The organism is Microcystis sp. 49638_E5 (genome assembly GCF_021300285.1).
In the GTDB taxonomy this organism is placed as follows: domain Bacteria; phylum Cyanobacteriota; class Cyanobacteriia; order Cyanobacteriales; family Microcystaceae; genus Microcystis; species Microcystis aeruginosa_C.
This window is the reverse complement of the sequence record NZ_JAJTDH010000005.1, coordinates 1-12,056: the sequence shown is the minus strand read 5'-3', so window position 1 is coordinate 12,056 and position 12,056 is coordinate 1. Positions and strand designations below refer to the sequence as shown.

Genomic DNA, 12,056 nt, shown 5'->3' with positions numbered 1-12,056 from the left:
ATAGTGTCAAGTTAGCAGCGATCACAACAGGAAAAAGCAAATGGTGAAGACTACTTTTAGCAGTTTTTCCCTCGATAATTAGGATAAAATAAAAATGCGATCGAGAGTTAATACCATGGCCCGATCGGCAGCTCGAGAATCGATGATAATTGAGATTAATGATCCCTTAACTCCAGCGAAGACTATTAACCTGATTTTCCCAGCGCAAAAATTCCCCCAAAATGCTTACTCCTCTCCTCTGGCAAAGTGCCAATCCCCACCCCGATAGTCTGGATAATTTCCAAATTATTAGCCAATGGTGGCAAGATTTAAATCTTAAGGAAGTCTTCTGGCAACAGCGTTTAATTACCGATACTGGCTCTCTGGAAGATATTAATTGGGAGCAGCAAGGTTTTGATGAAAAATTTAGCATTCAAATGCCCCAAATTCGGGGGATTACCCTCTATTGGCATAAATCTACTTTTGCTGACGAAAGAAGCATGACACCTAAACAATTAATTTTAGATCGGGAACAGGAGCGATTATACATTTATCCCCAATCCCAACCTAGTTTAGTTATTCGGGTGACAAAACCCCATCTGGTTTATCAAAAATTCGAGCTAAAAAATCCTCTCCTGGTCGGCAAAAAAGCGGAAAGTGAATATATTTTACTGATCAGGGATAAAGAACAGCAAATAGAAGTTAAAATTAATCTCAGTCCCGAAAATTATCGGCAATTTTTAGAAACCATGACCGAGGAGCAATAATGTGGCAGGGAAACCTAGAACTAATTTACAAGCAAAAAAATCTCGCAACCGAGATTAATCACGTCTATGCTACCGCCCCTTTAAAAGTACAAAGACCTTTTTATCCCGAAGGAAAAAACCTTTGTCATACGGTGATTTTACACACGGCGGGGGGAATAGTTGGCGGTGATGTTCTGCAACAAAAAATTCATCTCCAAGCCGCTACTAATGCCCTGATTACCACTGCTTCTGCTGGAAAAGTTTACCAGAGTAACGGTCAGATAGCTCAACAATTAATCGAGATTAAAATCGATGACAATGCCGGTTTAGAATGGCTACCCCAAGAAACAATTATCTTTAATGGGGCGGCATTTCGCCAACATTTACGAGTGGATTTAGGGGAAAATAGCAGTTGGTTGGGATGGGAAATTACCCGTTTTGGTCGCAGTGCGAGAGGGGAGAAATTTTTAGCGGGAGAATGGCATTCTAATTGGGAAATTTGGCGATCTGGACAACCTTTATGGCTCGATCGCTCCTTCCTGTTGGGTGGTAAAATGATCGAGGGATTTTCTGGTTTAAATGATAGCGCCCTGATCGGTACTTTAGTTTATATCGGTCAACCGGTAGGCAGAAATTTAATTGAGAAAGTGAGAGATTTTTCCCTAGAAGGAGAGATGGGAGTTACTAGCACTTTAGGAGATGGTCTTTTATGTCGTTATCGGGGTAATTCTAGCGGTGAAGTGCGACAATGGTTTCAGCAGGTTTGGCAAATTTTAAGGCGAGAAATGAGCGATCGAGAGGCAATTATTCCGCGAGTTTGGTTATCTTGGTGAAGGCGGTTAATGAAACCTCTTGCATAATTAATTTTTGAGGGTTCAAAAACGTCAAAAATAAGGATTAAATCGCATAAAATCTGTAAATAGACCATTTAACTGATTATCATTCATTCTTAATTCTCCTGACTACTGACTACTGACTCCTAACCCTAACAACAATTTTTGATTTTTACAAGAGGTTAATTATCATTTTTTCAAGTCACTTGAATGCCTGTATCGGTGATTGGGGCTATCCAAAATTGTAGATCGGGAGCGACGAGAATTTCCCGGGCCTCTTTAACGATAGTTTCCGCCACTTCCTGAGATGAACAGAGAGTAAAAACCGTCGGGCCAGAGCCTGACATCATCGTTCCCAAGCCGCCTAAATCGCCCAGAACCTGTCTTAACTCGGCTACGAGGGGAAATTCGGTTAAAACCACCTTTTCGAGGTCATTGTGGATAAATTTGCCGATAGCGGCTGGTTTTTTCTGGGCGATCGCTTGTACCAAAGCCCCAGAACTCACCTGCTGACGACGGTGATGAAAGTCCTCTGGAGAAGACAGATAGGTATCCTGAAATTTTTGCCGATAGCTTTGGTAGGCCCAGGGTGTAGAAACGGATAAATGGTCGTATTTGGCTAAAATCACCCATAATCCGGTCAGAGGAGCGATCGGATCGAGAATTTCTCCCCTTCCCGTACAGATAACCGTTCCTCCTGTCACACAAAAGGAAGTATCGGACCCCAATCTTGCCGCTAAAGTTTCTAATTCCGGACGGGTTAAGCCTAATTCCCAGATTAAATCGATGCCAACTAACACCGCCGCCGCGTTGGTGGAACCCCCCGCTAAACCAGCAGCCACGGGAATATATTTCTCGATGGTGATATCGATGCCGCCGTAATTGGCAAAGATGCGGGGGAATTCCCTCGCCATCAAAGTGGCGGCGCGATGGGCGAGATTACTGCTATCTTGGGGGACGAGGGGATGAGAGCAAAAGAGGCGGAATTCCTGCAATCCGTTCGGCCGGAGAGTGATGCGATCGCATAATCCCACCGTCTGCATCACCATGACTAACTCGTGGAAACCATCAGGGCGATCGCCAACGATTTCTAGATATAAGTTAATTTTAGCGGGGGCTAGAAGGGTATAACTGTGCATTTGTCAAGAAAAAAAATCTAAAATTTTGGCAATTGACCTAATTTTTCCGCCAAGTCAATCCATTGCGATAAACTGAGATCTTCGGCGCGAGCGAGGGGATTAATTTCTAATTGTGTCAGGATTTGGCTTAATCGATCGCTATCTAGACAATTTTTTAGATTATTGCGTAACATTTTGCGCCGGTTGGCAAAACCCCAGCTAATTAAAGTGGATAAAAAGGCTGGATTACTGACATTATTCGGCAAAACACGGGGTAAAAGCTGAATTACCGCCGAATCTACCCGGGGAGAGGGGGAAAAGGCCCGCCGGGGTACGTCACAAATCCATTGACAATCGGCAAGGTATTGAATGCGGACGCTGAGAGCGCTGTAAGCTTTGGTGGAGGGGACAGCGACTAATCTTTCGGCGACTTCTTTTTGTACTAAGAGGGTAATACTCTGATAAGGGGGGGTGAAGGGATGGGCGATCGAACCGAGCAGCTTTTCGAGGATCGGACCGGTGATATTATAGGGAATATTAGCCACTACTTTATTAACCGGCGGCAGTTGCTCCAGTTTAAGGCTAAGAAAGTCGCCCGGGATGAGATGAAAGTTATCTTGTTGGCCAAATTTTTTATTTAAAATTGTCCATAGATCTCGATCAATTTCTACAGCGACAACCAATTGAGCGCCATCGAGAAGACGACGGGTTAAAATGCCTGTACCAGGGCCGATTTCTAATACCCGATCCTCTGATTGTAAATTAGCAGCGCCGATGATGCGATCGAGTATCGATTCATCTTTTAACCAATGTTGTCCAAAACGTTTACGCGGTTGAATTTTCATACCTCTATTTTAAAATCAGAGGGTTGTCCTCGACAATAACACCCCTGAAAATATGGGTCATGCGATCGATAACCGCATCAATTATCATAGAGCCTAGGCAAAGATAGCAAAAAAATTAGAGACAATGTCAGATTTGAACGATGTTTTCGCAATTGTAGCAGGAGCGGTTCCGGGGGCGTTATCTCGTTATCACATTACCGAATGGACAAAAGCAAAATTCGGCTTGCGCTTTCCATCTGGAACCTTTATTATTAATTTAACTGGCTGTCTAGCTATCGGTTTCTTTTTGGCTATTTTACCCAGTTTTTCCTTTTATTCCCACCAACTAGATTTAATGGTTAGAACGGGATTTTTAGGAGCTTATACCACCTTTTCTACCTATAGTTTAGATACCCTGATACTCTGGCGCAATCAACAAAATTTTCTCAGTCTTTTTTTTGCCGTTGCTAGTATCATTTTCGGATTGATTGCCGTGAGAATTGGGGCAGCTATTGCCGAAGTTTTTCTAGGTTAAGTAGGTAGGCGTTAAAAACTATCAGATGCCCCCCTTATTAAGGGGGGACTCAGGGGGGATCCCCCCGCCTATCGGCACCCCCCTTATTAAGGGGGGCAGGGGGGATCGAACCTAAAATCCATTTTTAATTTAATTATAACCAGCTACTTAATTCTCCAATTTATTGACTATTGAAGGGCAGGAGAGACAGCATGAATTTTTTCAGGGGACGTTATAGTTTATCCGTGGCGATTGGGGCTATTTTTGGGGCTTTGAGTCGTTTTTATATTGCAAAATTAGTTGAAAGTCTTTTCGGTCAAGAATGGCAATTTTTGGGGACATTTTTTGTTAATCTTTCTGGCTGTTTAATTATTGCCTATATTTTTACTATGATTAGGGAAAATATTCGCATAATTGCCCCAGAATTAGGATTGATGATTGCCACGGGTTTTTGTGGTTCCTATACAACTTTTTCCACCTATAGTTTAGAGGTCAACAAGTTTTTAGAGCAGGGAAACTTAACTTTCGGTTTAATTTACTGGTTGGGCAGTGTTCTTGGGGGGATGATGGCACTTAAAATTGGAGTTATTTTAGCAAGAACAGGTTTTCCTAGATGAGTTATTAAATAGATTTTGCGTCTGATCCCCCCTGCCCCTAGGGTTGATTCATGGGGTTGATTCATGAATCAACCCTACTACCTTGATAAGGGGGGTGTCTGACAACTTTTAACACCTAACTACTTAAGCATCTCAGCACAGTTGAGACCATCTTTTTCCTTTCCTACTCAGTCTTAATAAGTAATATCTCCACTGGTTTGAAACCAACTGCCTTCGAGGAATCTTAGTAAATGGACTGTTTTGACATTTTCACGCCATCAAGGGGTATAGAGGGCGATTTTCCCAAGATTATCGCCCCGCTCAAACCCGTTCCACCCGTCACAAAAGCACCCATTGTTCAAACTTTCCCCTGTCTTCACTTTCTGTCGGTAATTGAAATTTAATCACTTTAACTCTGTCATTACTATACCTTAATCTTAGTCAAGATTTAAGCTTTTCTTGATATAATTTTGGGTCTGGTTATCTTAAACTAAGAGCAGCCAATCTTCAGTAAAAAAACTCCTATGGATCCATCTCCAGAGTCAACTTTTGTTTGTCCGATTATCATCGAAGACGACAGAACAGGATTAGACACAGAAACTATCCGACGGGCTTTAAGGGATAATTTACTCTATATTCAAGGTAAATTACCGGAATTAGCCAGCAAAAACGATCTTTACATGGCCCTGGCCTATACCATACGCGATCGTTTATTGCAGCGTTGGTTAACCACCCAACAAACCTATCTAAAAAAAGATGTCAGAACCGTTTGTTATCTCTCGGCCGAATTTTTAGTCGGTCCCCATTTAGCTAATAATTTAATTAATCTCGGTATCTACGAACAGGTTCAGAAAGCTGTCAGCGAATCGGGATTAAAACTAGAAGAATTAATTGCCCAGGAAGAAGAACCAGGGTTAGGAAATGGTGGTTTAGGTCGTTTAGCTGCCTGTTATCTTGATTCCCTTTCTACCCTAGAAATTCCGGCTATTGGTTACGGTATTCGCTACGAATTTGGTATCTTTGATCAAGAAATTCACGACGGTTGGCAGGTGGAAATAACCGATAAGTGGTTACAGTATGGAAATCCCTGGGAAATTGCCCGACCAGAATCATCGGTAGAGGTAAAATTTGGCGGTTATACCGAATCCTATACCGACGAAAATGGTAATTATCGCAGTCGTTGGATTCCCGATTATGTAGTCAAAGGAATTCCCTACGATACCCCAATTCTCGGCTATCGAGTTAACACCGCTAATACCATGCGTCTCTGGAAATCAGAAGCTTGTGAATCTTTTGATTTTGGTCGCTTTAATCGTGGCGATTATTATGGTGCGGTGGATAATAAAGTTCACTCGGAAAATATCAGTAAAGTTCTCTATCCTAACGATGAACCAATTCAAGGCAAAGAACTGCGTTTAGAACAGCAATATTTCTTTGTTTCCTGTTCCCTACAGGATATGATTCGTATTCACTTACATGAGAACCCCAGTCTCGATAATTTTCATCAAAAATGGTCAGTACAATTGAATGATACTCACCCTTCCGTCGGGGTAGCTGAGTTAATGCGCTTGTTAATTGATGTGCATCATTTCGATTGGGATAAAGCTTGGTTTATTACTCAAAATACCTTCGCCTATACTAATCATACTCTTTTGCCAGAAGCTTTAGAAAAATGGCCTTTGAGTATTTTTGGTCGTCTTTTCCCCCGATTAATGGAAATTATCTACGAAATTAACTATCGTTTCTTGGATAAAATTCGCATTATTTATCCCCATGATGACGGCAAAATGTCCCGTTTGTCTATAATCGATGAAAGCGGCGAAAAATACGTCCGTATGGCTCACCTCGCCTGTGTGGGTTCCCAGGCAATTAATGGGGTGGCAGCCCTCCATACAGAATTACTTAAAAAAGATGTTCTGCGCGACTTCTATGAACTCTTTCCCGAAAAGTTTAGCAACAAAACCAATGGAGTTACTCCCCGGCGCTGGATAGTTTCTAGTAATCCCCGCTTAACTTTTGCGATTACCGAAAAAATCGGCGAAAATTGGATTAAACATCTGGAGGATTTACGCGGTTTAGAGAACTATGTGAATGATGGGGGATTTCGGGACTCTTGGCGACGAATTAAATACGATATTAAGGCAGATTTAGCCAATTATATCGATAAAAAAGTCGGCATTAAAGTTGATCCTAGTACCCTCTTTGATGTGCAGGTAAAACGCATTCATGAATATAAACGGCAACATCTCAACGTTTTACATATCGTTACTCTCTATCATCGCCTCAAAAATAATCCCAATCTCGATATTACCCCCCGTACCTTTATTTTTGGTGGTAAGGCAGCCCCGGGTTATTTTATGGCGAAATTAATCATTAAATTGATTAATTCTGTGGCAGAAGTGATCGATAATGATCCGACAATTGGAGGACGGTTAAAAGTGGTTTTCCTCCCCGATTATAATGTCACCTTCGGTCAACGGGTTTATCCGGCTGCCGACTTGTCCGAACAAATTTCCACCGCCGGGAAAGAAGCTTCGGGAACTGGTAATATGAAATTCTCCATGAATGGGTCTTTAACTATCGGTACTCTCGATGGGGCAAATATCGAAATTCGTGAAGAGGTGGGGGCGGAAAATTTCTTTGTTTTTGGCTTGACCACCCAGGAGGTTTATGCTAAGAAAGCTGCCGGTTATAATCCCCAAGAATACTATTACCATAACGAAGAATTGCGGGCAGTATTAGACCTCATTGGTTCGGGATTTTTTAGCCGGGGTGATAGTAGTTTATTTCGTCCGCTTGTGGATAATCTTATCTACGATGATCCCTATATGTTACTGGCCGATTATCAATCCTATATCGACTGTCAGGAAGAAGTCGGTCGCGCCTATCAAGATCAAGAACATTGGAGTCGTTTAGCAATTCTTAATGTGGCCCGCATGGGAAAATTCTCTAGCGATCGATCGATTCGGGAATATTGCGAGGAAATCTGGCGGATACAACCGGTAAAGATTGAATTACCCGATTATATTCAAGCTAATGCTGGTTTATCGGTAAATTAGAACAAATCTAGGCAGTGGGATCCTGTTCATTTATCTTACTGCCCACAGGTTAACTAGCCCTGGGTGACTCTAACCTAAATTTCTACGGGATTGACGGGGCTCGAACCCGCAACTTCCGCCGTGACAGGGCGGTGCTCTAACCAATTGAACTACAATCCCATTTTTGCGACAATTCTGATTGTAACTTCATCATCAGGGTTATGTCAAGCACCTCCAGGAAAATTTTTTTGAGGGGGAGGGAATTATGAATTATGAATGATGAATTATGAAGTGGGGAGAGGAGGAATTATGAATTGGGGAGTGGGGGGAGACCACTGCGAGCCGTTGCGGGGGGAGAGGGGAGTGGGGAGAATAAATAAAAATAATCTCCGGCCTCCTGCCGACCGCCTGATCTCAACAAGCAATTTAAATTACGAACAGCTTATCAATCCTGAATTAAAGCCAAAAAATCCCCAATTAGGGACCGGACCCTCTTTACAATGGGATTGTAATTAAGCTTGTTGGGAGCCTGAGCTATGACTAACCCGAATTCGATCGAACAGCTATCGCAGGAATTACTCGATCTAGACCAAGTAGATGCCGATACCGGGGCAGATTTGCGGCAAAAAGCCCAAGAAATCCTCGCTGAAACCAGTATTGACCTGCCGATTCGAGAAGCGATCGCCGATAGTCTCAGTCAAGGCAATCAACTACTGACCCTCAAAACCGTCGGCAAGGAAGAAAGTTACTAGCACATTTGGGGTCAAAAGTCAAGATGAAAGAAAAATTTTTTTTTGTCTGGCTGGGGCGGTTTTTGGCCTCTTTTGGGCTGTTATCGGGGATAAGTGGCTGTAATTCCCCTCTTTTGATCACTCCTCAAGTTCCCACCGGTGGTTTAAATAGTTTTGCTCCCGATCAATTTCCCAGTTATAGTGCTGATGGTCGCTATTTAGCCTTCGCTTCCGATCGCTCCGGTCGTCGTAGTATATATTTATTCGATCTGCAAGAAAAGCGCCTAGTTAATCTTCCTAACCTAAATCGTGGCGATTCTAGCCAAGATCAGCCATCTTTAAATGCTGACGGTCGTTTAATTGCCTATATCTCCAGCGAACGCGGTAAAAGTGATGTTATGGTTTATGATCGTTCCAGATCCCGTGCAACCCTGTTAACCGCTAACCTGCGGGGAAGCGTCCGCAATCCCACTATTAGCGGTGATGGTCGCCAAATTGCCTTTGAAACCAACCAAGACGGTCAATGGAATATTGCGATCGTTAACGGCCAATTTTAAACTTGTTCTACTCGGTCTTAATCGTTAAAACCTGTGGAGGAGTGGCATCTGGTGGATATAAAAAATTTACCTGTACTACACGCCAATCCCCCGGAGGAATAGTCAGACTCACTAAAGATTGCCCCTCTTGTCCGCGTCTTTGGACGAGATGGAAAAATCTGCTTTGTGCCTGTCCCTGGTCATCGCTATAATTGACGGCTACTGTTCCCCGAAAAAACACTTGTGGGGCAGCCGGATCGAGAAAACGCAAACCCTGCCCGATAATATCCTCTTTAATCGGTGTTTCTAGCGCAATAGTCACCGTTTTCGCCTCATCACTCCCATTAAATAGAGGTAAACTTAACCTATATTCCACACCGTAATTACCATGAGCTTGATAGGCCGTATCGGGATAGCGAACTAACATACTAGCACTTTGATTTTGTTCCGTTCCCAATTTGCCCCCGGGTAGGGTACTAATCCCATAGGCTATAGATTGACCAGAATCAGGAATATTTAACCATAAAGAAGCTCGATCGACCAATCGGGCAGGCCAGGCTGAACCTTGGGACACCCCCGCTACCCGTCCATAAATTATCTGTCCTTGACTATGGGGAGGAGTGGGCGCTCGATCGCGCGGAGTCGATAAATCGCCTTTTTCTAGCAAATTTTGCCACTCTGTCAGATTTGGTGGTCTTTCCTGTCCATTTTCATCTAGGGGTGCATAAAGAGCTAAACTAGCAGCGTAGAGAAGACCGTCACTTTCCAGACGGAGATAAGTGGACCTACCGTTTAAAGGGGGAGTCAAATCGCGCACGGGAATCGCCGCATTTAAGACCATAAAACTCTCCCCCGCCGGAATAATAATCCTATCGGGAAAAATATCCTGACTATCGGGAAAAATATCCTGACGCTGCCCCATTAAAATATCCCCCATTACCCGACTTCCTGGACCTGCAAAAACTGTCCCCTGATTATTTTCCACTTGTGCAGGTAAATCGATAAAAGCTGCATCCGGTTGACTCAAATAACTGGCCCCTTGCAGAATTTTAACGGTGACGGGATTAGGACTGGGATTGTGGAGTAATATACCCAGATAAAGGGTGCGTAAATTATCGGGAAAACTCCCCCTCGCTACATGGTGGGCAAAAATATCAAAGCGTCCCTGAAAAGCATAATTTAAATGGGCCGAGGGGAAACTTTTCTCTTGGGGGGGAAAAGTCGAAAGCAAAATCCCTTCTCCTAGCAATAATTCAGGACTATTGCTATTAAAAACGGGAACTTGATCTAGTTGATTCGGCAAAGGACGCACCTGCGCCGGTCGAATTATTTCTACAATAGGAGGAGTTTGGGCAATGGGTAGTAAAAAAGGTAAAATCACACAAATTACCATCTCAAGATAATTATTTTTTGATCATAGCATTACTGGCTCGCTCCATTTAGATAGTATTCTGTTTGTCCATATCTAGAGGATTGTTTAATATTTCTTTGGGGTGTTAGCCGACCTTTTTAGTTAAGTAGTTGGTTATAATTAAATTAAAAATCGATTTTGCCTTTAATCCCCCCTTGATAAGGTAGGGTTGATTCATGAATCAACCCTACCCTTGATAAGGGGGGTGTCTGATAATTTTTAACGCCTACCTACTTAAGTACAATCAAGAAAAATTATCAAATTTACCAATCGTTATTTGCCCTTGCCATTGAGCAAATCTATTGTCATCATAGACTAAAATCTAGATGTAGCCGATGTCTAGATATCGATCGAGCCAGAATTGTTATGATAAATTCATGAAGTTTTATAACAGTATTTGCTCGTGAACATGAACCAAATTGACTATCTCAGGATTAGTTTAATCGATCGCTGTAACTTTCGCTGTCAGTATTGTCTGCCTGAAGATGCAGAATTGGCATCTGTTCGAGCGCAAGACTTACTCACCCGGGAGGAAATTCTTACTTTAGTCAAAAATGTCTTTATTCCCCTCGGTTTCCGCAAATTTCGCCTTACTGGTGGGGAACCTCTCTTACATCCCGAAGTAGTGGAGATTGTGCGCGATATCGCCTCTTTATCTGCCACTAGCGATTTAGCCTTGACCACTAATGGCTATTTACTTGACAATTTAGCCGAAATGTTGTATGAAGCCGGACTAAGAAGGATTAATATCAGTTTGGACTCCCTCGACCCCGACACTTTTGATAAAATTATCGGTAATCGCGGCCGGAGTCGTTGGCAAAAAACTTGGGCAGGTATTCAAGCAGCCCAGAGAGTGGGTTTTGACCCCTTAAAATTGAATGTGGTGGTGATTCCGGGGATAAATGAGGCAGAAGTGGAAGATTTAGCGGCTTTGACCATCGATAAGCGTTGGCACGTCCGTTTTATCGAGTTTATGCCCATCGGTAACGGTGATTTATTTCAAGAAAAAGCTTGGATTGCGAGCGAGGAATTAAGGGGGCGAATTCGGGCAAAATGGGGCTTAAATGAGGGTCAAGTGCGGGGAAATGGTCCGGCCGATGTTTTTCAAATTCCGGGGGCTAAGGGTACAATTGGCTTTATCAGTCAGATGTCGGAATGTTTTTGCGATCGCTGTAACCGCCTACGTCTTTCGGCCGATGGTTGGTTGCGTCCCTGTCTTCTCAACGAAACCGGACAAATTGACCTAAAAACTGCCCTCCGTCAGGGAATTTCGCCAGCAGAAATCAGGGAAAGAGTGCGGGAATTAATAGAACTGAAGGCAGAAATAAACTTTAAACTGCGTGATTCCGGCACATCAAGTGGCATTTATACCCGTACTATGTCGCAAATTGGCGGCTAAAAATCTACTGTCCGAATTCTATTCTAGCCTGTTCTACCATTTCCACGGTAACTCGATAGGAACCGGCATGACGAGCTAATTCTTCTATCCTTTGACGCGCTTGGGAACGGACAAAATAGGGAATATTTTTCAGTTTTGCTTTTGCTTCTGCTGTCCATTGTAGTTGATCGCAAAAATCTAGAGCTTCCATAGATTTAACATATAGTAGTCCGTCTATTATACCTGGACTTCCCCGTTGACAAAAGGCCATAACCTGTGCTGTAGAAGGGATTAAGAGAATTTACAGCACCCCGTTACTGGGTACAAATCAGGGAAACTCCCAATAAATCTA

Annotated in this window: 12 protein-coding genes and 1 tRNA gene; 8 read left to right on the top strand and 5 right to left on the bottom strand. The window is 43.0% G+C overall.

What is annotated here, in order from left to right; genetic code table 11:
- The first annotated feature begins 221 nt into the window (after positions 1-221).
- Entirely contained in the window at positions 222-746 is a 525-nt protein-coding gene (locus tag LW728_RS01885) for a hypothetical protein (protein ID WP_287671257.1), read from the top strand.
- Entirely contained in the window at positions 746-1,558 is an 813-nt protein-coding gene (locus tag LW728_RS01880) for an urease accessory protein UreD (protein WP_287764916.1), read from the top strand. The genes LW728_RS01885 and LW728_RS01880 overlap by 1 nt, the downstream gene beginning before the upstream one ends.
- A gap of 197 nt (positions 1,559-1,755) precedes the next feature.
- On the opposite strand, the gene ispE is transcribed toward LW728_RS01880, so the two are convergent.
- Positions 1,756-2,697 carry a 4-(cytidine 5'-diphospho)-2-C-methyl-D-erythritol kinase gene (gene ispE / locus LW728_RS01875; protein WP_287764913.1) on the bottom strand — a complete coding sequence of 314 codons (942 nt, stop codon included), beginning with the start codon at positions 2,695-2,697 and terminating at the stop codon, positions 1,756-1,758.
- Between the two features lie 17 nt (positions 2,698-2,714).
- A complete protein-coding gene (gene rsmA / locus LW728_RS01870; RefSeq protein ID WP_108937545.1) occupies positions 2,715-3,521 on the bottom strand; it encodes a 16S rRNA (adenine(1518)-N(6)/adenine(1519)-N(6))-dimethyltransferase RsmA in 807 nt (268 codons plus the stop codon).
- A gap of 124 nt (positions 3,522-3,645) precedes the next feature.
- Here rsmA and crcB (LW728_RS01865) point away from each other — a divergent pair, with 124 nt between their 5' ends.
- The 3 genes from crcB (LW728_RS01865) (at position 3,646) to LW728_RS01855 (ending at position 7,669) form a co-directional block, all read left to right on the top strand.
- On the top strand, positions 3,646-4,035 hold the full coding sequence (gene crcB / locus LW728_RS01865) for a fluoride efflux transporter CrcB (protein WP_287671247.1): 390 nt from the start codon (positions 3,646-3,648) through the stop codon (positions 4,033-4,035).
- A gap of 191 nt (positions 4,036-4,226) precedes the next feature.
- Positions 4,227-4,631, top strand: coding sequence for a fluoride efflux transporter CrcB (gene crcB, locus LW728_RS01860; RefSeq protein WP_287671245.1), 405 nt, complete (start codon positions 4,227-4,229; stop codon positions 4,629-4,631).
- Between the two features lie 503 nt (positions 4,632-5,134).
- Entirely contained in the window at positions 5,135-7,669 is a 2,535-nt protein-coding gene (locus LW728_RS01855; protein WP_287764912.1) for a glycogen/starch/alpha-glucan phosphorylase, read from the top strand.
- Between the two features lie 85 nt (positions 7,670-7,754).
- On the opposite strand, the gene LW728_RS01850 is transcribed toward LW728_RS01855, so the two are convergent.
- Positions 7,755-7,828, bottom strand: a tRNA-Asp gene (locus tag LW728_RS01850).
- 356 nt (positions 7,829-8,184) lie between these two features.
- On the opposite strand from LW728_RS01850, the gene LW728_RS01845 reads away from it, so the two are divergent.
- Positions 8,185-8,400, top strand: a complete 216-nt coding sequence (locus LW728_RS01845) for a hypothetical protein (protein WP_002737387.1) — start codon at positions 8,185-8,187, stop codon at positions 8,398-8,400.
- Between the two features lie 23 nt (positions 8,401-8,423).
- Positions 8,424-8,936, top strand: a complete 513-nt coding sequence (locus LW728_RS01840) for a TolB family protein (RefSeq protein ID WP_287671239.1) — start codon at positions 8,424-8,426, stop codon at positions 8,934-8,936.
- 7 nt (positions 8,937-8,943) lie between these two features.
- Here the strand turns inward: LW728_RS01840 and LW728_RS01835 are convergent, their stop codons facing one another.
- On the bottom strand, positions 8,944-10,308 hold the full coding sequence (locus tag LW728_RS01835) for a DUF3370 domain-containing protein (RefSeq protein WP_287764910.1): 1,365 nt from the start codon (positions 10,306-10,308) through the stop codon (positions 8,944-8,946).
- 427 nt (positions 10,309-10,735) lie between these two features.
- Between LW728_RS01835 and moaA the strand changes: the two genes are divergently transcribed.
- Positions 10,736-11,725: a GTP 3',8-cyclase MoaA gene (gene moaA / locus LW728_RS01830; RefSeq protein WP_287764908.1), complete on the top strand. Its 990-nt coding sequence runs from the start codon at positions 10,736-10,738 to the stop codon at positions 11,723-11,725.
- 4 nt (positions 11,726-11,729) lie between these two features.
- Here the strand turns inward: moaA and LW728_RS01825 are convergent, their stop codons facing one another.
- Positions 11,730-11,915 carry a PCP reductase family protein gene (locus tag LW728_RS01825; protein ID WP_287764906.1) on the bottom strand — a complete coding sequence of 62 codons (186 nt, stop codon included), beginning with the start codon at positions 11,913-11,915 and terminating at the stop codon, positions 11,730-11,732.
- Between the last annotated feature and the right edge of the window lie 141 nt (positions 11,916-12,056).